The sequence below is a fragment of the Paracoccus lichenicola genome (assembly GCF_009708075.1).
GTDB lineage: Bacteria > Pseudomonadota > Alphaproteobacteria > Rhodobacterales > Rhodobacteraceae > Paracoccus > Paracoccus lichenicola.
In genome coordinates, this window is record NZ_WMBT01000003.1 from 150,406 (window position 1) to 172,204 (window position 21,799).

Consider the following 21,799-nt stretch of genomic DNA (forward strand, 5'->3'; position numbering starts at 1 on the left):
CCTGCCCCGGTTCCGTCAGGCCGACAGGAAGCGGTCCTGGTATTCGTTGCGCTTGGTGACGTACCAGCTTTCCTGGATCGGCCACCACCACAGCTTGTCCAGCGCGTCGCCCGGATAGGCGGCGGCGAAGAAGGCTTTCGCCTCGTCCGACAGCAGGTCCGCGGACCCGACGGCGGTCGAGTTGATGGACGTGGCGTTGGTGTACATCGCCCCGGCTTCCGGCGTCAGGAACCAGTTGATGAAGGCATAGGCATTGTCCAGGTTCTCGGCCCCTGCCGGGATCGACAGCCCCTCCATCCAGGCCAGCGCGCCTTCCCTGGGCGCGATGAAGCCCACGGGCAGGCCTTCTTTCGCCAAGGCGGCGGCAGTCGAATCCCAGGTCTGGCCGATGGCCGCGCCGTTGACGCGGAAGGCGCCCTGGGCCTCGTTCTCGTTGTTCCAGAACTGGATGATGTTGCCCTTGCGCGCGATCGCCTCGGCAACGATCACGTCGAAGATCTCGACCTGCGCCTCGGGCGTCTTGAAGGCGTCCAAGAGCGGGCGGGGCAGCTTGCCCTCGGCTTCCAGCCACAGGCCAAGGCCCACCAGCGCCGAATGGGCGCGCACGGTAGCCTTGCCCGCCGCCGATTCGCCCCAGATGTCGCCATAGGACGCGGTGCCGTATTCCAGCGGCATCTGGTCGCGGTCAAAGGCCACCGCCTCGGTCCCCCAGTCGGTCGGCACCTGATACCGCTTGCCGTCCACCACCGCGCCCAGGGTGGTGGAGTTTTCCCAGGCCGAGGGCAGCACCTTTGCCACCTCGACCTTCGATTCGTCCAGGGGCTGGACCAGGCCGAATTCGACATAGTTCGGCACCCGGTCCACGGTGGGCCAGATCAGGTCGAAGCCGCCGCCGTTGTTGGCGCGCAGCTGGTTCAGCAGTTCGTCGTTGGTGCCATAGGGCGTGAAGTTCGGCTTGATCCCGGTGGCCTTTTCGAAGGCGCCCAGGATCTCGTCGTTCAGATAGCCCGCCCAGGCGAAGATGTTCAGCGTGCCCGTGCCCTGGGCAAATCCCGGCCGCGCGACCAGCGGCGCGGCCAGCGCCAGCCCGGCGGCGGCACCCGCGCCCTTCAGAAGCCCGCGGCGATCAAGTCTGCTCATGATGTCATACCCCCGAAATGGCCGCCCGGCCGGGCGGCGATCCATCGGCACGAAGCATATCGCCGCCCTGTGACAGGTCAAAGACTTGTCTGATCTGCCAGCAAAAAATCCGGCTGCTCAGGACCGCGACAGCAGGGCGGCGGGCCGCGACCGGGCCAGGGCCTGCGTGATCAGCCCGGTCAGCACCGCCTTGATGATGTCGCCGGGAATGAAGGCCGTGACCAGCAGGGTGCATTCGGCCAGGGTCTTGTCCAGCGCCATCGACATGCCGACGATGCCGAAGGCATACATCACGACGATGCCGCCGATGATCGAGGCCAGCGCGACCGTCACCGCCAGCGGCCCGCTGCGCAGGCGCTCGACGATCAGGCCGGTGACGAAGGCCGCGACCGGCCAGCCCAGGAAAAAGCCCGAGGTCGGCGCGACGAAGGCGCCCAGGCCCCCGCGCCCGCCCGCCAGCAGCGGCAGGCCAAGCGCCACCAGCGCCATGAACAGCAGCACCGCCAGCGCACCGCGTTTCGCCCCCAGGATCGCGCCCGCCAGCATGACGCCCATGCTTTGCGCGGTGATCGGCACGCCGAAGGCCAGCGTCAGGCTGGGGATCAGCCCCAGGGCCGCGATCAGCGCCGCGAACAGCGCGATCCGGGTCATGTTGCGTTCCATGTCTCAGTTCCTCCCATCAGGAATGTCGTTCAGGATGCCGCCGCGCGCGCGCAGGGCCTCGGCCACGTGATCGGCGTCGTCCAGCGCCAGCGCCGCCATCGGCACCACGATCCGCCAGCCGGGCCTGCGGGGCGATCGCGCACGCCAGGACAGGGCCAGCCGCTGGCCGTTCTCCACCAGCATCGGGGTAAAGCGCAGGACCATGGCAATGGCAAGCGTCACCGCGCGGGTGGGCAGGCCCAGGCGGCGCAGGGGCGACAGCACCCAGGTCAGCACGGCGATCATGTCGGTCAGCCGCGTGGTCATGGTGACGAAGTTCGCCAGGGCCAGCGCCGCCAGCAGGCGCAGGGCGATGACGATGCCCGCCTGCGCCTGCCCGGTCAGCCCGTGCCACAGCGCGATCAGCAGCAGAAAGGGCCAGAGCATCCGCAGATGGCGCGCGCCCTGCCGCAGGAAGGCCGTGCCCGCCGACAGGTAAAGCGCGATGACGGCCAGGGTGGCCGCAGCCAGCACCGCGGGGCGGTCGGTCAGGAACAGCGCCACGGTCAGGGCCGACAGCGCCAGCAGCTTGGCCCCCGCCGGGATGCGGTGCGCCCAGGTCTCAACCGGCGAGATGAGCGAGATCATCGAGGCCCCCCCATTCCCGCATCTGCGCCTCGAACCGGGGCAGCACGGCATCCGGCGGGCCGTCGGCGATCAGCCGGCCCCCCTCCAGCCACAGGATCCGGTCGAAGCCGCGAAGCTGGCCGGGATCATGGGTGATCATCACCACCTGCGCCGCGATCCCGTCCAGATAGCGCATCAGCTGCAGCCGCGTCGGAATGTCGAGACCCGAGAACGGCTCGTCCATCACCACCACGCGCGGCCGCATCGCCAGCACCGCCATCAGGCACAACAGCTGCTTCTGCCCCTGCGACAGGCTGTGGGTCGCGGCGGGCGCCCAATGGCCCTTGCCGAAACGGTCCAGCATGGCCCGGGCGGCAGCCTCGGCCGCGCGCGGGCGTTGTCCCTGTTGGGTCAGGCCAAAGGCGATCTCCTCTAGGACCGTGGGGAAGATGATCTGGTGATCGGGGTTCTGGAAAATGATTCCCACCGTTGCCAGCGCCGCGCGTCGGTCGGCCGCCATATCGGCCCCATCGATCCGCGCCTGCCCCGCATCCGGCGCGACCAGTCCGGCGATCACCCGCGCCAGCGTGGTCTTGCCCGAGCCGTTGCGCCCGACAATGCCTACGCGCGGCTCCTCCAGCCGGGCCGAGACGCCCTGCAGCACCGGGCGGCCCGCCAGCGTCACGCCGATGTCGCGCAACTCCACGCCCGTCATCCGCCGGCGCCGTCCGGTTGTCGTCTGGATCGTGATGCCATCACCAAGCCCCTGCCCTTGGCCGCATCTGCCCGGAATGAGGCGCGGACGCAAGACGAAGGCTATTGATAGCTGCGCACCAAGGCCCCCGCGATCATCGACCAGCCGTCCACCGCCACGAAGAAGGCCAGCTTGAAAGGCAGGGACACCACCACCGGCGGCACCATCATCATGCCCATGGCCATCAGCACCGCCGAGACCACCAGGTCGATGATCAGGAAGGGCAGCGCGATCAGGAAGCCGATCTCGAAGGCGCGCTGGATTTCGGACAGCATGAAGGACGGGATCAGCACCGACAGCTGCCCGCTGCGGTCGCCCGTGCCCGGCGCGATCTCGGCCAGGCCCGCCAGCGTGTCGGGATCGGTGCGCGCGGCCATGAAGTCCTGAAAGGGCACGATGCCCCGCCGGATCGCCTCGCCCAGGGTGATGGTTCCGTCCTGCAGGGGGGCGCCCGCCACGGCCCAGGCCTCGCGCAGGACCGGGTCCATGATGAACCAGGTCAGGAACATCGCCAGGGCGACGATCAGCATGTTCGGGGGCGAGGATTGCAGCCCGATCGACTGGCGCAGGATCGACAGCACGGTGACGATGAAGGGAAAGCAGGTGATGGTGATGGCGATGCCTGGCGCCAGGGACAGCGCCGTCAGCGCACCCACCAGCAGGACCGCGTTCTGCCCCAGGCCTTGGCCCACCTGTTCGGCGATCTGGCCGAACTGATCCTGCGCCAGGGCGGCAGCCGGCAAGGCCGCCAGCGCCCCGGCAAGCGCCGCCTTGCGGATCATGCCGCGCCGGGGGCGGGCAGGATGCGCACGCAAAGCCGGTCCTCGGCCGTGCCGTCCGCCGTCAATTCGCCCCGCGCGATGACCTTGTCGCCTACGCAGATCTCGACCCCTTCGTCGATGGACTGGTCCAGCAGAAGGATGTCGTCGGGCCGCAGCGCGGAGAGTTGCGCGACGGTCTGGCGGGTGCGGCCAAGCCGCACGGTCACCTCGACCTGGATGGCGTCGGTGTCGATCAGGTGGTTCAATGCGTCCATGATGTCTCGTCCTCGTTCGATCGGGGTCCGTTGATTTCGGCGATCAGCGCGCGGATGCCCTCGGCCACGCGCGCCGGTTCCAGTTCGATCCGGCCGCCCTGCAGCGACAGGGCGATCCGCTCGGCTTCCGACTCGGTGACATCGATGCCCTCCAGCCCGCACTCGGCCAGGCAACGCTCCACCATGCCGCGCAGCGACGCCCCGCAGGCGATGGAAGCGCGCAGCGGCGGGGCCATGCGCGACAGGCGCAGCAATTCGGCGGTCAGCGCGGCCTCCAGGCGCCGCGATTCGGCCGCAGGGGCCAGGCAGTCGAGGATCTGCGCCAGGATCGGGGCCAGCGCCTCCACCGCCTCGCGGCGAAGGGCGGCCCGGCGCGCCTCGTCATCGGCCAGCGCCCGGGCCAGGCGGTCCAAGCCGGCATTCAGGGTGCGGACCTGTTCGTCCTGCTGGCGGGCCATGCCCTCGGCCAGCCCGTCGGCAAAGGCCTGGTCCAGCACCTCGCGGCTGAAGGTCAGGGCCGCGCCCTGCGCCGCCACCGCCGTGCTGAAGGATTCGAGTTTGAGGACTGCAAGGCTCAAAGGGCATTCTCCTTGTTGTCGATCCAGCCGGTCAGGATCTTGACGCTTTCGTCATGGCGTTCCTTCATCATGCCCCGCAGCCGGGCGACCGGGTCGGCGGGCGGCAGCGCCAATTGTTCGGGACCGCGCGGGGCGGCAGGCGGGACCAGGGGTTCCGGCACGGCCTCGGTCGCGGGCAGGACCGTGCCGGTCAGGGCGGGCGCGTCGAGCGCCGGGCGGCTGTCGTCCAGCATGAGGCGCGCGGCGCGGCCCTTGAGCACCGGGCGCAGCACCAGGAACACCACCGCCAGCGCAAAGAGGCCGATCATCCCGATCCGCGCCAGCCCGTTCACCTCCAGCCGGTCCAGCCAGCCGGGCGCGGCCGAGGTGCCGCCTTCGCCCAGGCCCGCGAAGGGCAGCGACTTGACGGTGATGAGATCGCCCCGCGCCTCGTCATAGCCCACGGCGGATGCCACCAGTTCGCGCAGCACGTCCAGTTCGGCCTGTTGGCGCGGCACCATCTGCACCTCGCCCTGGGCGTTCTCCTCGGGCACGCCGTTGACCAGCACGGCCACGGTCAGCCGCCGGGTCGATCCGGGCTGGCGCGACACCTCGCGGGTGGTGCGTGTCACCTCGTAATTGGCCTGCTGGCGGGTTTCCTGGCGGTTCGCCTCGGACTTGTCGCCCCCCGCCTGGTCCCCGTCCGGCAGGTTCGAAGCCGCCGTGACCGCCCCCGTGCCGGTCGAGTTGCTTTGGTCGGTGGTTTCCTCGGTCACCTGGGAAATCAGCGCGCGGCTGTCGGGGTCGAAGCGCTGTTCGGTCAGCATCTCGGTTTCCGTGACCACGTCCAGGTTCAGTTCGACGATGGCATTGCCGATGCCGACATGGGGTTCCAGGATGCGTTCGACATTACGCTTCATCTCGGCAGCGCGGTCGGCGCCTGCCTCGTCCTCGCCTGCGGCGACGATGCCGTTCCGGGTGTCGATCACCGTGACCGATTCGGGCGCCATGCCCGGCACGCCGGACGAGATCAGGTATTTCAGCGCCGCCGCCTGGTCCCGGCTGACGGCCTGGCCGTTCGTGCCGATGGTGACCGAGGCGCTGCCCTGCCCGTCGCGGCGGTATCCGCGCCCCGATTCGATCGCCAGGTGGACCCGCGCGGTCTTGACGTTGGGCAGGGCCAGAATGGTGCGGGCCAGCTCGCCCTCCTTGGCGCGCCAATAGGCGGCGTCGAACATCTGGGACGTGGTGCCGAAGCCCGACATCCCGTCCAGCAGTTCGTAACCCGCGCCCCCCACGGCGGGCAGGCCTTGTGCCGCCAGATCCATGCGCAGCTTGTCGCGGCTGGCGGCATCGACCCAGATCGAATCGCCCCTGACCTCGTAGGCCACGCCGGATCGTTCGATCCCAGCCACGACCTCGCCTGCCTGGGCGGCGTCCAGGCCCCCGTAAAGCAGGCTCATCGCCGGGCGGTTGGCCACCCAGGCAAAGCCCGCGATGGCCATGAATGTCGCCAGAAACGCCGCCACCAGGACGGCTTTCTGTTGAGAGCTTCGCTCGCTCCAATAGTCCTGCAATTTTTGCAAAACCGGCCCTTTCCGAATCAGCCTCGGGTTCCTGTCGTCCCGCAGTTGATGACATGGGCCGCGTTAAGATTTGGTTAGTCGCGGGGTGCTAATTCCGTCTTGTCACGACGGAGAATCACCATGACCGATGCGACCGCCAACCAGGCCCTCGACCCGCCCGCCAAGGGGTCGGGCAAGAAGAAGCTGATCCCGATCCTGGCCGCAGTTCTGCTGGCGGGGGGCGGCTTCGCCTCGACCTATCTGGGGCTGTGGTCGCCCGCGGCGATGCTGGCGCCCAAGGAGGAAGCGCATGCCGCCCCCACGGTGATCTTCGTGACCGTGCCGACCATCGAGTTGAACATCCCCGGCGGGTCGGGCCGCAGCCTGGTCCTGGCCGCCAGCCTGGAAACCGACGGCGCCCACCAGGCCGAGGTCAGGCACCTGATGCCGCGCATCCTGGACACGTTCACCGGCTTTCTGTCGGACATCGACCCTGCCGCCTATGACAAGCGCGGCGTCCTCGAAATCATCCGGGCCGAGCTTCTTGCCCGCACCCGCTATGTCCTTGGCGAAACCGCCGTCAAGGATCTGCTGATCACGGAGTTTCGCTTCAAATGACCCTGGAACACGTCTTTCAAGCCGCGCTGCTGGTGGCCTCGCTGGGCCTTGGCGCCTTTTGCCTGATCCTGTCGCGCCGCCTGCGCAGGCTCAACGATCTGGAAACCGGCCTGGGCGGCGCCATTGCCGTGATGGCGTCCGAGGTGGACCGGCTGGACCGCGCCATCCGCGACGCCAAGGCCGAGGCGACGGCGGCGGGCCAGGCCCTGTCGGCGGAAATCGCGGCGGCGCGCAAGGAACGCGCGCTGTGGGATCTGCGCCAGAAGATCACCCAGGCCCAAGGCACCGTCGCGCCCCCTGCCCAGGTTCTGCCCCTGCGCCGGCTGCGCAAGCGTGTGGTGAACGGCGATGCGTAGGTCCATGCTGACCGCGCTGACGCTGGCCTTCGCGGTGCCCGCGGGCGCGGCGATCTGGCAGGGCGGGGATCTGTCGCGCTTCTTCGCGGCGTCCGCCAGTTCGGGCGACCTGCTGCAAGGCTGCACCGACGTTCCCGAAGCCGTGGCGCTTGCGACCGAGCTGCGCGACCGCGCCCTGCGGATCGAGCGGTACATGGAGGCGCTGGACACCCGCAAGGCCGAGCTTGCCACCGCCGAGGCCGCCCTGAAAGCCCGCGCCACCGAACTGCGCCAGCAGAAATCCGGGATCCAGTCGCGCCGCGACGGCGCGGCCCAGGCCGTGCGCGAGGACATCGACCGCCTGGTCGCGGTGTACGACCAGATGAAGCCCGCCGAGGCCGCCGCCGTCCTGACCAACCTGCCCCCCGATTTCGCGGCCGAAATCCTGATGCGCGTCCAGCCCGAAACCGGCGCCCGCATCATCGCGGTGGTCGAGCCGCGCCAGGCCGCCCTGCTGACCGCCCAGATGGGCGCGCGCAGCGTCCAGAACGATTAGGAGAATCCCATGTTCGGCATCGTCGGCATCGTCGTCACCTTCGCCATGGTCTTTGGCGGCTATATCCTGGCCGGGGGCAAGATGGGGGTGATCACGCATTCGCTGCCCTTCGAGATGATGATGATCGGGGGCGCGGCCGTCGGGTCCTATCTGCTGACCAACGACAGCCACACGCTGAAACACACGCTGGGCGGCATCATCCAGGCCTTCAAGGGCGCCAAGTGGACCGAATCCGACCACCAGGACGTGCTGTGCCTGATGTTCCAGCTGCTCAAGATCGCGCGCGAGAACCCCGTCGCGCTGGAACAGCATATCGAGAACCCCGCCGAGTCGCCGATCTTCGGGGCCTATCCGCGCCTTCTGGCCGATCATGACGTGGTGTCGCTGATCGCCGACACGCTGCGCTCGGCCAGCCTGAACTATGACGATCCCTACCAGGTCGAGGAGATCCTGGCCCGCCGCCTTGCCGGCCTGCGCGAGGATTCGATGCACGTTCCCCATGCGTTGCAGAACATGGCCGACGCCCTGCCCGCGCTTGGCATCGTCGCGGCGGTCCTGGGCGTCATCAAGACCATGAGCGCCATCGACCAGCCGCCCGCCGTGTTGGGGGGCATGATCGGCGGCGCCCTGGTCGGCACCTTCCTGGGCGTCTTCCTGGCCTATGGCTTCGTCGCGCCCCTGGCAGGCAGGCTGAGCGGGGTGATCAAGCAGGATCTGGCCTTTTTCGATGTCATCAAGTCGGTGCTGATCGCGGGCCTGCACCAGCACGCCACCAACCTGTGCGTCGAGGTCGGGCGCCAGGCGGTTCCCGACCATGTCCGCCCCAGCTTCAACACGCTGGAAGCCGCGCTTCGCGACCTCAAGAAGGCCGCGTGATGATCGGGGCGCTGGTGATGGTGATGGGTCTCGCGACCTCTGCCTCGGCCGATCCGGCCCTGCTTCCCGACGCCGCCGCCCTGGCCGACGAGGCGACGGGCTGGCTGCTGGAGGGCGAGGCCCTGCCCGCCGATTACCGCACCCGGCTGATGCGGATGCCGCCCGAGGCGCGTCTGCAGGCGCTGGTCTTCCTGCGCAGGGCCGGCCTGCTGACGACGGACCCTTGGGCGCTGTCCGACGTGCTGGACCCCGCGCCCGCTGACGCAGGTGACAAATGACTGCCGCCGCCGCCCGGTTGAAATCGCTCGACGCCTCGGTCCTCGTGACCGGGGGGCTGGTGCTGATCGTCATGTCCATGGTGATCCCGCTGCCGCCCGCGATCCTCGACTTCGGATTCGCGCTGTCCATCGCGGCGGCCACCCTGATCCTGGTCATGGCCTCGCTGGTGGACCGGCCGACCGATTTCCAGGCCTTTCCGATGCTGCTGCTGGTGACGCTGGTGATCCGGCTGTCGCTGAACGTGTCGTCCACCCGGTTAATCCTGACCCAGGGCCACACCGGCACGGATGCCGCGGGCCACATCATCAGCGGTTTCGCAAGCTTCGTCGCGGGCGGATCGCTGATGGTGGGGCTGACGGTCTTTGCCGTCATCTCGATCGTGAACTTCGTGGTCATCACCAAAGGCTCGGGCCGCATGGCCGAGGTCGCGGCCCGATTCGCCCTGGACTCGCTGCCGGGCAAGCAACTGGCCATCGACGCGGATCTGAACGCGGGCGCCATCGACCACCAGGAAGCCAAGACCCGCCGCCTGCGCGACCAGCAGGAGATCAACTTCTTCGGCTCGCTGGACGGGGCCTCGAAATTCGTCAAGGGCGACGCGGTGGCGGGCATCGTCATCACGCTGGTCAACCTGCTGGTGGGCCTGGGCATCGGCATCGTGGCCCACGGAATGCCCGTGGGCGAGGCGATGGCCACCTATTCCCACCTGACCATCGGCGACGGGCTGGTGGGCCAGATTCCCGCCGTGATCACCTCGATGGCGGCGGCCCTTCTGTTGACGCGCGGGGGGGCGACCGACACGACCACGCGGATGCTGTCCACCCAGCTGATCCGGGGCTGGCAGCCCGCCGCCGTGGTCGCGGCCGCGATGCTGCTGATGTCCTTCGTGCCGGGGATGCCGCGCCTGCTGTTCCTGGCCATCGCGGCCGCCCTGGCCTTTGGCGGCTGGCGGCTTTACCGGCGCGGCACCCTCGCCCCCGCCCTGTCCGAGATCAAGCCCGAGGCCGCCGCCCCCCGCCCCGCCGCCCGCATCGGCGACGTGCTGGACACCGACGAGATCAGCGTCGAGATCGGCACCGATCTGGTGCTGATCGCGCTGGACCAGGCGCGCGGCCTGGGCAGCCGGATCACCAACCTGCGCATCCACATCGCCCGCGCCTATGGCCTGATCCTGCCCGACGTGCGCATCACCGACACCGACGACCTGCATCCGGGCGACTACCAGATCCGCATCCACGGCGTGGTGCGCGGGCGCGGCAGCCTGCGGCCCGGCGCGATCCTGGCGCTTGGTCCCGATCCCGTGCTGCAAGGCCTGACGGGCGATGCGGTGCGCGAACCGGTTTACCTCAGCCCCGCCCGCTGGATCGACCGCAACGCCCAAGAGGATGCCGCGACCCGGGGCGCCACAGTCGTGACCCCCATGGAGGTCCTGTCCACCCACCTGATGGAGGTCGTGAAGGCCAACCTTTCGTCGCTGCTGACCCTTGGCGCGATGCAGCGCCAGATCGAGGAGTTGAAGACCCTGTCCGACAGCGCGCGGGCCGAACGCAACCGGCGCTATTTCGACGGCATGATCCCCGACAAGGTCTCGCCCGAGATGCTGCTGGCGGTGCTGCGCGCGCTCTTGGACGAGAAGGTCTCGATCCGCAACCTGCCGCTGATCGTGGACGCCATGGCCGAATTCCGCGGCATCGATTCGGTCGAGACGGTCTATGAACTGGTCCGCAAGCGGCTGCGCGGCCAGATCACCCAGCAATACGGCGACCCTTCGGGCGGGATCTCGGCCCTGCAACTGCATCCGGGGTGGGAGGCCGAATTCGTGCGCGCCGATGCCGAAACCGGCCGCGCGGGCGGCGGCGCCATGACCCCCGCCCTGTCGCGCAAGCTGCTGGAGGCCGCGCGCCGCGCGATTGCGGCGGCCGAACCGGCGATCCAGACCGTGCTGGTCGTCCCCGATCATCGGCGGCGGATGCTGCGCGCGGTCCTGGGGTCGAACGGCATCGCCTTGCCGGTCCTGGGGCTGGAGGAGATCGACCCCGGCGCGGAACTGCGCCTTGTCGGCACCATCGAGGTCGGCTGATGGGGGACATGCTTGCCCAGCTGCTGCCGGGGTTCAACTGGACATGGGTGCTGGTCTATCTGCGCGTGCAGGCCCTGGTGCTGGTCCTGCCGGGATTGGGCGAACGCGTGATCCCCGTCCGCGTCCGCGCCGCCGCCGCGCTGGCGGTCACGCCGATGCTGGCGGGGCTGGTCACGCCCATGGCCGCGCCCGGGGACACGCCGGGGATCCTGGCCCAGGCGGCGGGGGAACTGGTGATCGGGCTGGCCGCCGGGACGGGCCTGCGGCTGCTGGCGCTGTCGCTGGACATCGCGACCTCGGCCATCGCGGCCACGACCTCGCTGTCGCAACTGGTGGGCGGCCAGAACGAGGCCGCGCCCCATCCCATCGGCAACCTGATCCACCTGGCCGGGATCGCGGTGCTGATGGTGCTGGGCCTGCCGGTGATGCTGGTGCAGCTGATGGCCGACAGTTTCGCGATCTGGCCCCCCGGCGGCTGGCCTGACGCGGACGGCCTGGCGACCGAGGCGATCCGCCTTGTCGCGCGCAGCTTCTGGATCGCCATGCTGCTGGCCGCGCCCTTCACGCTGGGCGGCTTCATGTTCCAGGCGCTGTCGGGCGTCGTCAACCGCGTCATGCCCGCCCTGCCGGTGATCTTCATCGGCTCGCCCGCCGCGATCATGCTGGCGCTGGCGGCGTTGGCTCTGCTGGCGCCGGTGCTGGTCGCGCTGTGGGCCGATGCCGTCCTGGGCTACATGCTGCCGGGGGCGCCATGAGCGAGGAGAACGACGACAAGCCCTTCGAGGCCTCGGACCAGAAGCTGCGCAAGGCGCGCGAGAAGGGCGACATCCCCCGGTCGGCCGAACTGAATGTCGCGGCCATGTATGGGGGCGCCTGGCTGGCCTTCGCGGTCGGCGCGGGCGTTGCGGTCAAGGCCTGGCTGGCGATGGCCGCGCGCGCCTTGGGATCGGAAGGCTGGACGCCGGGCACCACCGGGGCGGTGGCCGCAGCCCTGGGCCACTTTGCGGGTTGGGCGGTGCTGGCCTTGGCAACGGTGCCCGCGCTGGTGATCGTGGTGGCGCTGATCGGCGGGCGCGGGCTGGTCTTTGCGCCGCAAAAGCTGGCCTTCGACCTGAACCGGATCAACCCGATGAAGACCGCCGCGCAGAAATTCGGCAAGTCGGGACTGGTGAACTTTGCCATCTCGCTGGGCAAGGTGGCGCTGGTCTGCGCGGGCGGCTGGTTCCTGTTCCGCAACCTGCTGGGCCATCTGGCGGCAAGCCCGCTGGCGGAGGACCGCTGGATCGCCGATCTGGGCGTGCTGCTGGGGCGGGTGCTGGCCCTGGCGCTGGCGATCTCGGTCCTGTTCGCGGGGCTGGACATGGGCTGGCAATGGTTCGACCACCGCCGCAAGAACCGCATGACCCGCAAGGAAATGGAGGACGAATACAAGGACTCGGAAGGCGATCCGCATTTCAAGGCCGCCCGCCGCCAGCGCGCCGTGGACATCGCCACCAGGCAGATGCTGGCCGATGTCGCCCGCGCCGACGTGGTGATCGTGAACCCCACCCATTACGCCGTGGCCCTGGAATGGAAGCGCGGCAGCGGGCGCGCGCCGGTGTGCCTGGCCAAGGGCACGGACGAGGTCGCGGCCCGGATCCGCGAACGCGCCCGGGAAAACCGCGTGCCGATCTTCCCGGACCCGCCAAGCGCCCGCGCGATCCATGCCACGGTCGAGGTGGGCCAGGAAATCCGCCGCGAGCAGTTCGCCGCCGTCGCCGCCGCGATCCGATTCGCCGAAAAGATGCGCGAAAAGGCGAGGGCCGGATGGTGAGGGCCGGATGACAAGGGAAAGCGACAAGCTGGCGCAGCTGGAACGCATCGCCCGTATCAAGGCGGAACGGGAACTGAAGCGTTTCGCCGCCTTCAGCCTGCACATGACCCGGGCGCAAGATCACGCGGGCGCCATGCGCGCCGCGCTGGACCAGAGCTACCGCAGCACCGCCCCCCTGTCGGTGGCCGAGGCGCGCATCGCCAATGCCCAGGCCGGCCGCAGCGCGCGCGAGTTGCGCCAGGCCGAGGCCGAGGTCGCGCGGATGTTGCCGCGCTTCGACGCCGCCCGCCGCGACGCCGCGCGCGAATTCGGCCGGGCCGAGGTGCTGCTGAGCCTGTCGGCCCTCCGCCGCGCGGATGAAAAGGCGCCGAGGTATTGAAACCTTCGTGACCGTGGGGTGGAACCCCACCCTGTGGGCGGTCCTGCGAGGGTAAGGTTCCACCCCGCCGCCGGAATCATGGTGCCGGCCAGGCGCCGCCTGCCCGGGAAGGCGGTATCGCTTGCAACCGCCTGGGGGAAAGGACAGCACCCGCCCGTTGCGCAAGGGTTTGCCGATCTGCCCGTCCCGCGCCCGGGGATGCCGGCGGCGCGTAGGGTGGGGTTCCACCCCACCATCCTGCGCATCGTGTGAAGTTCGTCGGCAACACGCGGGTCCGACCCTTGGGCCGGGACGCGCGGATGGCGGGGTCATGTCCGGCGAAGGCCCTTGCCCGATCACGCGTCAGGGTTCCGGGGCCGTCAGGGATCCCAGGTCGATGTCCACCCAGACCAGCCGATGCTCTGATGCGGCCTCGACCACTGCTGCCAGCGGATCGCCCGGCGCGGGCCAGATCACGCCGCTGCCGGTGACGCGCAACCCCTTGGCGGGCAGCACGTAATCAACCCGCAGGTTGCCGGGTCCGGCGGGATCGAAGACTCCGGTATCCAGCGCCGGATCGCCCCGATGCGTGGCATTCACCCCGGTCTGTTCCGGCTGGAACGCCCCCCTGGGCTGCGGATCTTGCGCGTGGTCCAGCAGCGCCGCCATGGCCTCGGGCCGCCCCTCGCCATCCACCGGATCCAGGTTCGGGGTGCCCGCCAGCACGAAGGGCGCGGGGGGCAGGTGGTGCAGCCAGAAGGCGGCCTCGTCATGGTTGCGGCGGCCGTTCCGATCCTCGGGACCGTCGAAGACCGGGGGCGTGGCCGACCAGGCCAGCAGGTGCAGCGCCCCCCGCCCGGTCAGCACCGGCACGTCCCAATGCGCGGTCGAGGACAGGCGCTGGATTTCGGCCACCTCGGGCGGCAAGCGCGGCATCAGGGTGCCCGGCAGGTCGCGCCACAGGACCGCCGAATGATCCGTCACGGTTCCCAAGGGCAGGCGCGACAGGATCGCCATGCCGTTCTGCCCGGAAAACTGCCCGAAGCCCTGCGCGTCGTCGGCCCCGCCCGCGCGCCCGTCGCCGTTCCCGTCCAGCCCGGTGGGCCAGCCGCTGTTCGGGCGGGCGGCAAAGCGGTGCGGCATGGGGTGGCCCGCCTGCTCCAGCACCGCCGCGAAGGCGGCAAGCGCCAGCCCGTCGCCGTCCCAGTCGAACCCGGTCAGCACGATCACGTCGGGCGCGGCGGCGGCGATCACCTGGGCGGCCGCCAGCACCTGCGGATCGGCCCGGCGGATGTCGCGCAGCAGAAGGCCCGGCCCCTTGCGCGTCAGGCCTGGGTCATAGGCCGCCACCCGCAGATCCTGCGCCACGACGCCGGTGGCAAGAAAGGCCGTCATGATCCAGGCAAAGGCTCGCATCCCGCAGGAATTGCACGGGCCGCGCGCCGTGCCAAGGGGCCTCGGCAGGTGGACGGTCCGGTCCCGGGTCGCGGGCGATCATGAAAATCGCGCCCCCCGGTCCAGGCGGAACCAAGACGGCAACGCTGAAAACCGCGCCACCGGAACGCCGTCATCCGCGTTTCACGATCCCGGGCCAGGCTGATCGCCGGATCCGGCACAGGCCGATGCTGCCTTGGGCGGTGCAGCGCGGCCTTTCAATCCACGCCCCTTGCAGGAGAGACTGACATGGCGATCTATCGCGGAAACGACGGCGACAACCGCTATAGCGGCACAAGCGTGGCGGACCTGATCTATGGCCGGTCGGGCGATGACCGGCTGCGCGGCAACGGCGGCAACGACACCATCGACGGCGGCGAGGGCAACGATGTCCTGGAAGGCGGGCGCGGCAACAACGTCATCTGGGGCGCTTCGGGCAACGACGCCATCTGGGCGCGCGAGGGCAATGACCGCGTCAATGCGGGCGAGGGCAACGACGCGGTCTTCGCGGGCGCCGGCAACAACGCCGTCACCGGGGGCGAGGGCAACGATGTCGCCATCACCGGGGGCGGGCGCGACACCATCGACGGGGGCGAAGGCAACGACCGCATGATCTCGGGGGCGAGCCATGACATCCTGCGCGGCGGCGAGGGCGACGACGTGATGATCGCCCAGTCCGGCAACGACATCCTGATCGCCGGCGAGGGCGACGACGTGCTGAACGGCGGCGCGGGCCGCGACCTTCTGTCGGGGGGCGAGGGGTCCGACCGCTTCGTCTTCAACGGCGGGATCGACCGGATCCGCGATTTCGAGAACGGCGACGACGACATCGACCTGTCCTATTTCGCCCGCTTCGACAGCTTTGCCAGCATCCGCGCCGCCGCCAGCCAGATCGGAACCGATGTCGTCATCCGCGTCGGCGCCAACGCCCTGGTGATCGAGGACACGCGCCTGAACCAGTTGGACGGCGACGACTTCATCTGGTGACGCAAGGGACCGGGCCGCAGCGGGCGGCCCGGTCATTCCGATGGCAGGACTGCGACAGTTCCTTGCAATCGGGCGGCAAGGGACCGCCGAAGATCGCGCCCGCACTTGCAATCGCGCCAGAAGCCGACATGTGATGCCGCGCAGATGCCAGCCACCCCGGGTTCCCATGTCCACCGACCGTTTCCACCGCCGTCACCTGTTGCAAGCCGCCCTGGGCGGCGGGGCCTTCTTCCTGCTGCCGCATCTGGCCAGGGCGCAAGGCGCGGCGGGCGAAAGCCGGCCCTTCTCGTTCGACGGGCTTCGGGACATGGCCCGCGACATGGCGGCCCGGCCCCATGCCCCCCAGGAAATCGCCGATCCCGAGATCCTCGACCAGGTGGACTATGACCGCCACAACCAGGTCCGCTTCCGGGCCGACCGCAGCCTGTGGCGCGGCCAGGGCGACATCTCGCCCGTGCAGGCCTTTTTCCCCGGCATGTATTTCCGCAATCCGGTGCGGATTTACACCGTCCAGGACGGCATGGCGACCGAGGTGCCGTTCTCGCTCGACCTGTTCGACATCCCCGAAGGCAACCCGGCCCGGCAACTGACCCGCACCAGGGGCTTCGCGGGCTTCCGTGTCCAGGACGCGCGCACCGAGATCGACTGGATGGCCTTCCTGGGCGCGTCCTATTGGCGAACGTCCGGTTACAGCGGGCAGTTCGGCCTGTCCGCGCGGGGCCTTGCCATCGACACCGCGATCCCGAACGGCCCCGAGGAATTCCCGCTGTTCACCCATTTCTGGCTGGAACCGGCGGAAAACGGGGATCTCACCACCTATGCGCTCTTGGACAGCCCGCGCGCGACCGGCGCCTATCGCATCGAATCAAGGCGCGGCGCTGGCGTGTCGCAGGACATCACCGCCACCGTCTTTTTGCGCGACGCGGTGGACCGGCTGGGGATCGCGCCGCTGACCTCGATGTTCTGGTTCGGCAAGAACACGCCCCATGTCGCCCCCGACTGGCGCCCCGAGGTGCATGATTCCGACGGGCTGGAGATCCTGGCGGGCAATGGCGAACGCATCTGGCGGCCCCTGAACAACCCGCCGGGGACGATGGTGAACAGCTTTGCCTCGCCCTCGGTCAAGGGCTTCGGGCTGATGCAGCGGGAACGGGACTTCGCGCAGTACCAGGACGACGGCGTCTTTTACGACCGCCGGGCCAGCGCCTGGATCACGCCCCGGGGCGATTGGGGCGACGGTGCCGTGGTGCTGACGGAACTGCGCACGGACGACGAGATCCACGACAACATCGTGGCCTTCTGGCAGCCCGCCGGGCCGACCGCCAAGGGCCAGAGCCACGATTTCGCCTATCGGCTGGACTGGGTGCGCGACAACCCGGCCGTCAGCCCGATCGCCCATTTCACCGCCACCCGCATCGGCGCGGGCGGGGTGCCCGGCCAGCCGCGCCCCAAGGGCGTGGTCAAGATCGTCTGCGATTTCAGGGGGCCGAACCTGACGGGCCTTGGCCGAGAGGACGGGCTGGCCCTGTCGGTGTCCACCGCGCAGGCGCAGGTGTCGAACACCGCGGTCTATCCCGTGGTGGGCACGGATAGCTGGCGGGCGCTGTTCGACCTGTCCTTCGCGGAAACCGACACGGCCCCCATCGACCTGCGCGCCTATGTCGATCATGGCGGCACGGCGATGACGGAAACGCTGATCCTGCAACTGTTCCCGTCGCAGCTTCGCACGCTGCTGGCGCGCACCCCCTGACCGAATCGCCCGTAGGGTGCGTGCTCGCACGCACCGTCGTGTTGCCCTTGAAGGTGCGTGCGAGCACGCACCCTACGGGCGATAAAGATCCTTGTATCGGTCGCGCAGCAGGTTCTTCTGCACCTTGCCCATGGTGTTGCGCGGCAACTCGTCCACGAACAGCACGCGCTTGGGCTGCTTGAACCGGGCCAGCCGGCCGTCGAGCGCCGACAGAACGGCGGCTTCCGAAAGGCCGGCATCGGCGGGCACCACGACCGCCGTCACGCCCTCGCCAAGATCGCGATGCGGCAACCCGATCACGGCGGATTCGGTCACGCCGGGCAGGGCGTCGATTTCCGTCTCGATTTCCTTGGGATAAACGTTGTAGCCGCCGGTGATGATCAGATCCTTGCCGCGCCCGACGATGTGCAGGTATCCGCGATCATCGAATTTCCCCAGGTCGCCGGTGATGAAGAACCCGTTTCCGCGCAACTCGGCGGCGGTCTTTTCCGGCATCTGCCAGTATCCCTTGAAGACGTTCGGCCCGCGCACCTCGATCATGCCGATCTGGCCCCCGGGCAGTTCCGCGCCGGTTTCGGGATCGGTCACGATGATCTCGACCCCCGGCAGGGGCAGGCCCACGGTGCCCGCGATCCGGTCGCCGTCATGGGGGTTCGAGGCGTTCATGTTGGTTTCCGTCATGCCGTAGCGTTCCAGGATCGCGTGGCCGGTGCGGGCCTGCCATTCGCGATGCGTTTCCGCCAGCAAGGGCGCGGACCCGGAAATGAACAGCCGCATGTGGGCGGTCGTGTCGCGGTTCAGACGGTCGTCCTGAAGCAGCCGGACATAGAAGGTCGGCACCCCCATCAGCACGGTCGCCCGGTCCATCAGGGCGATGATCCGGTCGGGGTCGAATTTCGGCAGGAAGATCATCGACGCGCCGGAAAACAGCGTCACGTTTGTCGCCACGAACAGGCCATGGGTGTGAAAGATCGGCAAGGCGTGGATCAGCACGTCACCCGCCCCATAGCGCCAGGCATCCCGCAGCGCGTCGGTGTTCGACACGAGGTTGCCATGGGTCAGCATCGCGCCCTTGGACCGCCCCGTCGTCCCCGAGGTATAGAGCAGCGCCGCCAGGTCATCGGCCTCGCGCGGGACGGTCGCGAAATCGGGCGCGGCGTCGGTGGCGGCATCCGTCAGGCTGCCCTGCCCGTCCGCGTCCAGCGTCACGATCCGCGCCCCCGCCCGCCCCGCCGCATCCTCCAGCGCATCCGCCCGCGCGGGGTCGCAGACGAACACCGCGGGTGTGGCGTCGCCGATGAAATAGTCGATCTCGCCGGGCGTATAGCCGGTGTTCAGCGGCAGGAAGACCGCCCCCGCGCGCGCGGTGGCCAGATAAAGGATGATCGCTTCCACCGACTTTTCCACCTGCGCCGCCACCCGGTCGCCGGGCTTGACGCCCAGGGACACCAGCGCATTGGCCATCCGCCCCGTCCGCGCGACCAGATCGCCATAGCTGATCGCCTCGCCCCCGGCGGTCTCGATGGCGGTGGCTTGGGCGTCGGCGATGCCGGTTTCCAGGATGTCGAAGAGGTTGGCGGTCATGGCTTTTCCTTCGGGGTCAAGGCGGGCAGGTGGCGGCGCACGGCGTCGGATGCGGCGATCTCGGTGCGTTCGGCGAAGGCTTCGTGGTTCGCCTCGATCCGGCCGGGGTCATACAGGTAATTGACCATCAGCCCGTGCGATTGCTTCAACCCGTTGGCCGAGACATCCCCCCCGAAATTCAGTCGTTCCAGGCAGGCCCCGTTGCCCAGGTGGAAGCGCGCGACGGGATCGACCGCCCGGCCCTTGGCGTCGCGGGCGCGCAGGAAATAGACCGCGGCCGCCGTCAGCAGCGGCTCGCGCAGCGCCTGCGCGGCGTCAGGGTCCACATGCCAGCCGGGCTGGTCCAAGGGCTTCAAGGCCGCGCGCAACTCGTCGTCCAGCATGTCGCCCCCTTCCCGCGCCTGCGCCAGCCAGGCGGCAAAGCCCGGCACCGGGGACAGGGTGACGAAGGTCCGGATGTTCGGCAGTTCGGACTTCAGTTCCTCGACCACCTGCTTGATCAGGAAATTGCCGAAGGACACCCCCGCCAGTCCCCGCTGCGTGTTCGAGATGGAATAGAACACCGCCGTGCCGGCCCGGTCCGCGTCGATGGGGGTGCGGTCCAGATCCAGCAGCGGCGCCACCGTGTCGGGCATGGCCCGGGTCAGCGCGACCTCGACGAAGATCAGCGGCTCGTCCACCAGTTGCGGGTGGAAAAAGCCATAGCAGCGCCGGTCGGTGGGTTGCAGGCGGCCCCGAAGATCGTCCCAGTTCCGGATGGCATGGACGGCCTCGTACCGGATGATCTTTTCCAGGATCGCGGCCGGGGTGTTCCAGTCGATATGGCGCAGCACAAGAAAGCCCCGGTTGAACCAGGACGCGAACAGATGCGCGAAATCGCTGTCCACCCGGCGCAGGCCGGGGTTGTCGCGAAGGTGGCCCAGCAGTTCCTCGCGCATCCGCACCAGGGCCGCCGTGCCGCCGGGGGCAAGGTTCAGGCGGCGGAACAGTTCCTGGCGGCGGGGTTCGGCGGCGGTGTGCAGCGCCTCGATGGCCTCGACCGAGCCGGGCTGCGCCTGGATGGCCGCAAGCGCCTGGCCCACCGCCCCGGGATCGGGACCGAAGCGGTCGGCCAACGCCAGCAGAAATTCCAGGCGCTTCGCTTCGTCCGCTTCCTCGAAGGCCGTGACCAGGGCGCGGGCCAGGGCCACGCCCGAGGCCTCGCCCCGGCGCGACAGCAGCAGCTCGGCCATCTGCGGCAGGCCGGGCGGGGCCGTCACCCGTCCCGCCCCATCGCGCCAGCGCAGCAGGGCGCGGCCCCGGTCGGTCAGCATGTCGAACAGGTCGCCAAAGCGGCTTGGGCGGGGGGTCTGCACGGTCCGGGTCACGTGTCGTCTCCTTTGCAAGGGGGTGCCGCCGGATCTTCACGGCAGCACGATCCGCCTCCACCCGAATCCTCGCCTCATCGGCGTCATAGGCCAAGGCCGATCTGATGTCCGCTTGCCGTTCCCGTCCGCACCCTTGTTCAGACCTCGTCCCGGCCTGACGCCAGGATGCACAGCAGCGTGATCACCGCCGCCGCCCCCATGTAGTAGCCCACATGGGTCAGGCCATAGGTTTGCTGCAACCAGGTCGCGGCGTAAGGCGCGAGCGAGGCCCCGAAGATCCCCGCGAAGTTGAAGGTGATCGACGATCCGGTATAGCGCACCCGCGTCGGGAAGGGCGCGGCCAGGGCGGCGCCGATCACGCCATAGGTCAGGCCCATCAGGAACATGCCCACCGTCACGAACAGGTAAAGGCCGCCCTGCCCCCCGCCCATCAGCGGCGCGAGGGCGAACGAGAAGCCGCCGATCAGCACCGTGACGACGATCAGGAAGGGCCGCCGCCCGACCGCATCGGCCACCTTGCCCGCCAGCGGGATCGCCACCCCGAACACGACCGAGCCATAGATCTGCATCAGCAGCGCGTCGGTGAAGGCGATCTGGCGCACCTTGACGTTAAAGGACAACAGCCAGGCCGAGCAGATGTAGAACAGCACAAAGGTCACCAAGGCCACGAAGGTGCCCAGGAACAGGCTGCGCTTGTGGTTGCGGAACAGTTCGACCACGGGAACCGAGACGCGTTCCTCCTTCTTCACGGCTTCGGCGAATTCGGGGGTCTCGGTGATCGACAGGCGGACCCACAGGCCCATGACGATCAGGACGATCGAAGCCAGGAAGGGCAGCCGCCAGCCCCAGGCCAAGAGGTCGTCCTGGGACATGAAATGCAGAAGCACCCAGAAGAAGCCCGAGGACAGGAACAGCCCCACCGGCGCGCCAAGCTGCGGGAACATGCCGTACCAGCTGCGCTTGCCCTCGGGCGCGTTCTCGGTCGCCAGCAGCACCGCCCCGCCCCATTCGCCGCCGAGGCCAAAGCCCTGCCCGAACCGGCACAGCGCCAGCAGCGTGGGCGCGGCCACGCCGATCCGGGCATAGGTCGGCAGCAGGCCGATCGCGACGGTGGAAATCCCCATGGTCAGCAGCGCCGCGACCAGCGTGGCCTTGCGCCCGATCCGGTCGCCGAAATGGCCGAACACGACCGCGCCGAAGGGCCGGGCGAAGAAGGCGATGGAAAAGGTCGCGAAGGACGCCAGCAGCGCGGTTGTCGCGTCCGAGGCCGGGAAGAACAGGGTCGGAAAGACCAGCACGGCGGCCGTCGCATAGACGTAGAAGTCGAAGAACTCGATCGTCGTGCCGATCAGGCTGGCCAGCAGCACCCGGGCGGGGGAATTGGCAGGAACGTCGGCGCGCGCCGTTGCGGGCGCGGAAATCGTCTGATCGGTCATCGTTC

At 69.2% G+C, this 21,799-nt stretch carries 23 protein-coding genes; 11 read left to right on the forward strand and 12 right to left on the reverse strand.

The window, feature by feature from the left end; all coding sequences use genetic code 11:
• Window positions 1-15: 15 nt before the first annotated feature.
• The 8 genes from GIY56_RS06910 to fliF form a co-directional block, all read right to left on the reverse strand.
• Window positions 16-1,140 (reverse strand): extracellular solute-binding protein, encoded by a 1,125-nt coding sequence (locus tag GIY56_RS06910; protein ID WP_154764087.1) that lies wholly within the window; start codon window positions 1,138-1,140, stop codon window positions 16-18.
• A gap of 117 nt (window positions 1,141-1,257) precedes the next feature.
• Window positions 1,258-1,803 carry a biotin transporter BioY gene (locus GIY56_RS06915; protein WP_154764088.1) on the reverse strand — a complete coding sequence of 182 codons (546 nt, stop codon included), beginning with the start codon at window positions 1,801-1,803 and terminating at the stop codon, window positions 1,258-1,260.
• Between the two features lie 3 nt (window positions 1,804-1,806).
• A complete protein-coding gene (locus GIY56_RS06920) occupies window positions 1,807-2,430 on the reverse strand; it encodes an energy-coupling factor transporter transmembrane component T family protein (RefSeq protein WP_154764089.1) in 624 nt (207 codons plus the stop codon).
• On the reverse strand, window positions 2,405-3,124 hold the full coding sequence (locus GIY56_RS06925; RefSeq protein WP_154764090.1) for an energy-coupling factor ABC transporter ATP-binding protein: 720 nt from the start codon (window positions 3,122-3,124) through the stop codon (window positions 2,405-2,407). Before GIY56_RS06925 ends, GIY56_RS06920 begins: the two co-directional genes overlap by 26 nt.
• A 101-nt stretch (window positions 3,125-3,225) precedes the next feature.
• On the reverse strand, window positions 3,226-3,945 hold the full coding sequence (gene fliP / locus GIY56_RS06930) for a flagellar type III secretion system pore protein FliP (RefSeq protein ID WP_154764091.1): 720 nt from the start codon (window positions 3,943-3,945) through the stop codon (window positions 3,226-3,228).
• Window positions 3,942-4,199, reverse strand: coding sequence for a FliM/FliN family flagellar motor C-terminal domain-containing protein (locus tag GIY56_RS06935; protein WP_154764092.1), 258 nt, complete (start codon window positions 4,197-4,199; stop codon window positions 3,942-3,944). Before GIY56_RS06935 ends, fliP begins: the two co-directional genes overlap by 4 nt.
• Window positions 4,187-4,777, reverse strand: a complete 591-nt coding sequence (locus GIY56_RS06940; RefSeq protein ID WP_154764093.1) for a hypothetical protein — start codon at window positions 4,775-4,777, stop codon at window positions 4,187-4,189. The genes GIY56_RS06935 and GIY56_RS06940 overlap by 13 nt, the downstream gene beginning before the upstream one ends.
• Window positions 4,774-6,342 (reverse strand): flagellar basal-body MS-ring/collar protein FliF, encoded by a 1,569-nt coding sequence (gene fliF / locus GIY56_RS06945; RefSeq protein ID WP_154764094.1) that lies wholly within the window; start codon window positions 6,340-6,342, stop codon window positions 4,774-4,776. Before fliF ends, GIY56_RS06940 begins: the two co-directional genes overlap by 4 nt.
• A gap of 120 nt (window positions 6,343-6,462) precedes the next feature.
• Between fliF and GIY56_RS06950 the strand changes: the two genes are divergently transcribed.
• The 9 genes from GIY56_RS06950 to GIY56_RS06990 are packed head-to-tail and all read left to right on the forward strand — an operon-like array spanning window position 6,463 to window position 13,257.
• Window positions 6,463-6,939, forward strand: a complete 477-nt coding sequence (locus tag GIY56_RS06950; protein WP_154764095.1) for a flagellar basal body-associated FliL family protein — start codon at window positions 6,463-6,465, stop codon at window positions 6,937-6,939.
• Window positions 6,936-7,295: a hypothetical protein gene (locus GIY56_RS06955; RefSeq protein WP_154764096.1), complete on the forward strand. Its 360-nt coding sequence runs from the start codon at window positions 6,936-6,938 to the stop codon at window positions 7,293-7,295. Before GIY56_RS06950 ends, GIY56_RS06955 begins: the two co-directional genes overlap by 4 nt.
• 4 nt (window positions 7,296-7,299) lie before the next feature.
• Window positions 7,300-7,830, forward strand: a complete 531-nt coding sequence (locus GIY56_RS06960; RefSeq protein ID WP_230312348.1) for a MotE family protein — start codon at window positions 7,300-7,302, stop codon at window positions 7,828-7,830.
• Between the two features lie 9 nt (window positions 7,831-7,839).
• The gene (motA, locus tag GIY56_RS06965; protein WP_154764098.1) at window positions 7,840-8,706 is read left to right on the forward strand and encodes a flagellar motor stator protein MotA; all 867 of its coding nucleotides are present in this window, start codon (window positions 7,840-7,842) and stop codon (window positions 8,704-8,706) included.
• The gene (locus GIY56_RS06970; RefSeq protein WP_154764099.1) at window positions 8,706-8,984 is read left to right on the forward strand and encodes a hypothetical protein; all 279 of its coding nucleotides are present in this window, start codon (window positions 8,706-8,708) and stop codon (window positions 8,982-8,984) included. Before motA ends, GIY56_RS06970 begins: the two co-directional genes overlap by 1 nt.
• A complete protein-coding gene (locus tag GIY56_RS06975) occupies window positions 8,981-11,065 on the forward strand; it encodes a flagellar biosynthesis protein FlhA (RefSeq protein WP_154764100.1) in 2,085 nt (694 codons plus the stop codon). Before GIY56_RS06970 ends, GIY56_RS06975 begins: the two co-directional genes overlap by 4 nt.
• An 8-nt stretch (window positions 11,066-11,073) precedes the next feature.
• On the forward strand, window positions 11,074-11,820 hold the full coding sequence (locus tag GIY56_RS06980) for a flagellar biosynthetic protein FliR (RefSeq protein ID WP_230312350.1): 747 nt from the start codon (window positions 11,074-11,076) through the stop codon (window positions 11,818-11,820).
• The gene (gene flhB, locus GIY56_RS06985) at window positions 11,817-12,878 is read left to right on the forward strand and encodes a flagellar type III secretion system protein FlhB (protein WP_154764102.1); all 1,062 of its coding nucleotides are present in this window, start codon (window positions 11,817-11,819) and stop codon (window positions 12,876-12,878) included. Before GIY56_RS06980 ends, flhB begins: the two co-directional genes overlap by 4 nt.
• A gap of 7 nt (window positions 12,879-12,885) precedes the next feature.
• A complete protein-coding gene (locus tag GIY56_RS06990) occupies window positions 12,886-13,257 on the forward strand; it encodes a hypothetical protein (protein WP_154764103.1) in 372 nt (123 codons plus the stop codon).
• 342 nt (window positions 13,258-13,599) lie between these two features.
• Here GIY56_RS06990 and GIY56_RS06995 read toward each other — a convergent pair whose 3' ends face one another.
• Window positions 13,600-14,631, reverse strand: a complete 1,032-nt coding sequence (locus GIY56_RS06995; protein ID WP_154764104.1) for an endonuclease/exonuclease/phosphatase family protein — start codon at window positions 14,629-14,631, stop codon at window positions 13,600-13,602.
• 288 nt (window positions 14,632-14,919) lie between these two features.
• Here GIY56_RS06995 and GIY56_RS07000 point away from each other — a divergent pair, with 288 nt between their 5' ends.
• Together GIY56_RS07000 and GIY56_RS07005 are read left to right on the forward strand one after the other, a co-directional pair.
• On the forward strand, window positions 14,920-15,657 hold the full coding sequence (locus tag GIY56_RS07000) for a calcium-binding protein (protein ID WP_154764105.1): 738 nt from the start codon (window positions 14,920-14,922) through the stop codon (window positions 15,655-15,657).
• A 166-nt stretch (window positions 15,658-15,823) separates the two neighbouring features.
• Entirely contained in the window at window positions 15,824-17,407 is a 1,584-nt protein-coding gene (locus GIY56_RS07005) for a glucan biosynthesis protein (RefSeq protein WP_154764106.1), read from the forward strand.
• A 72-nt stretch (window positions 17,408-17,479) separates the two neighbouring features.
• On the opposite strand, the gene GIY56_RS07010 is transcribed toward GIY56_RS07005, so the two are convergent.
• From GIY56_RS07010 to GIY56_RS07020, 3 genes are all read right to left on the reverse strand, one after another.
• The gene (locus tag GIY56_RS07010) at window positions 17,480-18,991 is read right to left on the reverse strand and encodes a malonate--CoA ligase (RefSeq protein ID WP_154764107.1); all 1,512 of its coding nucleotides are present in this window, start codon (window positions 18,989-18,991) and stop codon (window positions 17,480-17,482) included.
• Window positions 18,988-20,358 carry a malonyl-CoA decarboxylase gene (locus GIY56_RS07015; RefSeq protein WP_328288470.1) on the reverse strand — a complete coding sequence of 457 codons (1,371 nt, stop codon included), beginning with the start codon at window positions 20,356-20,358 and terminating at the stop codon, window positions 18,988-18,990. Before GIY56_RS07015 ends, GIY56_RS07010 begins: the two co-directional genes overlap by 4 nt.
• A gap of 137 nt (window positions 20,359-20,495) precedes the next feature.
• Window positions 20,496-21,794, reverse strand: coding sequence for an MFS transporter (locus GIY56_RS07020; RefSeq protein ID WP_154764108.1), 1,299 nt, complete (start codon window positions 21,792-21,794; stop codon window positions 20,496-20,498).
• Window positions 21,795-21,799: the final 5 nt, after the last annotated feature.

Coding starts and splice junctions, on each gene's coding strand:
- fliP (WP_154764091.1), bottom strand. CDS start 3,945: ATGATCCGCAAGGCGGCGCTTGCCGGGGCGCTGGCGGCCTTGCCGGCT.
- GIY56_RS06920 (WP_154764089.1), bottom strand. CDS start 2,430: ATGATCTCGCTCATCTCGCCGGTTGAGACCTGGGCGCACCGCATCCCG.
- GIY56_RS06960 (WP_230312348.1), top strand. CDS start 7,300: ATGCTGACCGCGCTGACGCTGGCCTTCGCGGTGCCCGCGGGCGCGGCG.
- GIY56_RS06915 (WP_154764088.1), bottom strand. CDS start 1,803: ATGGAACGCAACATGACCCGGATCGCGCTGTTCGCGGCGCTGATCGCG.
- flhB (WP_154764102.1), top strand. CDS start 11,817: ATGAGCGAGGAGAACGACGACAAGCCCTTCGAGGCCTCGGACCAGAAG.
- GIY56_RS06955 (WP_154764096.1), top strand. CDS start 6,936: ATGACCCTGGAACACGTCTTTCAAGCCGCGCTGCTGGTGGCCTCGCTG.
- GIY56_RS06935 (WP_154764092.1), bottom strand. CDS start 4,199: ATGGACGCATTGAACCACCTGATCGACACCGACGCCATCCAGGTCGAG.
- GIY56_RS06970 (WP_154764099.1), top strand. CDS start 8,706: ATGATCGGGGCGCTGGTGATGGTGATGGGTCTCGCGACCTCTGCCTCG.
- GIY56_RS06950 (WP_154764095.1), top strand. CDS start 6,463: ATGACCGATGCGACCGCCAACCAGGCCCTCGACCCGCCCGCCAAGGGG.
- GIY56_RS06995 (WP_154764104.1), bottom strand. CDS start 14,631: ATGACGGCCTTTCTTGCCACCGGCGTCGTGGCGCAGGATCTGCGGGTG.
- GIY56_RS06910 (WP_154764087.1), bottom strand. CDS start 1,140: ATGAGCAGACTTGATCGCCGCGGGCTTCTGAAGGGCGCGGGTGCCGCC.
- GIY56_RS07010 (WP_154764107.1), bottom strand. CDS start 18,991: ATGACCGCCAACCTCTTCGACATCCTGGAAACCGGCATCGCCGACGCC.
- GIY56_RS06980 (WP_230312350.1), top strand. CDS start 11,074: ATGCTTGCCCAGCTGCTGCCGGGGTTCAACTGGACATGGGTGCTGGTC.
- motA (WP_154764098.1), top strand. CDS start 7,840: ATGTTCGGCATCGTCGGCATCGTCGTCACCTTCGCCATGGTCTTTGGC.
- GIY56_RS07020 (WP_154764108.1), bottom strand. CDS start 21,794: ATGACCGATCAGACGATTTCCGCGCCCGCAACGGCGCGCGCCGACGTT.
- GIY56_RS06975 (WP_154764100.1), top strand. CDS start 8,981: ATGACTGCCGCCGCCGCCCGGTTGAAATCGCTCGACGCCTCGGTCCTC.
- GIY56_RS06990 (WP_154764103.1), top strand. CDS start 12,886: ATGACAAGGGAAAGCGACAAGCTGGCGCAGCTGGAACGCATCGCCCGT.
- GIY56_RS07000 (WP_154764105.1), top strand. CDS start 14,920: ATGGCGATCTATCGCGGAAACGACGGCGACAACCGCTATAGCGGCACA.
- GIY56_RS07005 (WP_154764106.1), top strand. CDS start 15,824: ATGTCCACCGACCGTTTCCACCGCCGTCACCTGTTGCAAGCCGCCCTG.
- GIY56_RS06925 (WP_154764090.1), bottom strand. CDS start 3,124: ATGACGGGCGTGGAGTTGCGCGACATCGGCGTGACGCTGGCGGGCCGC.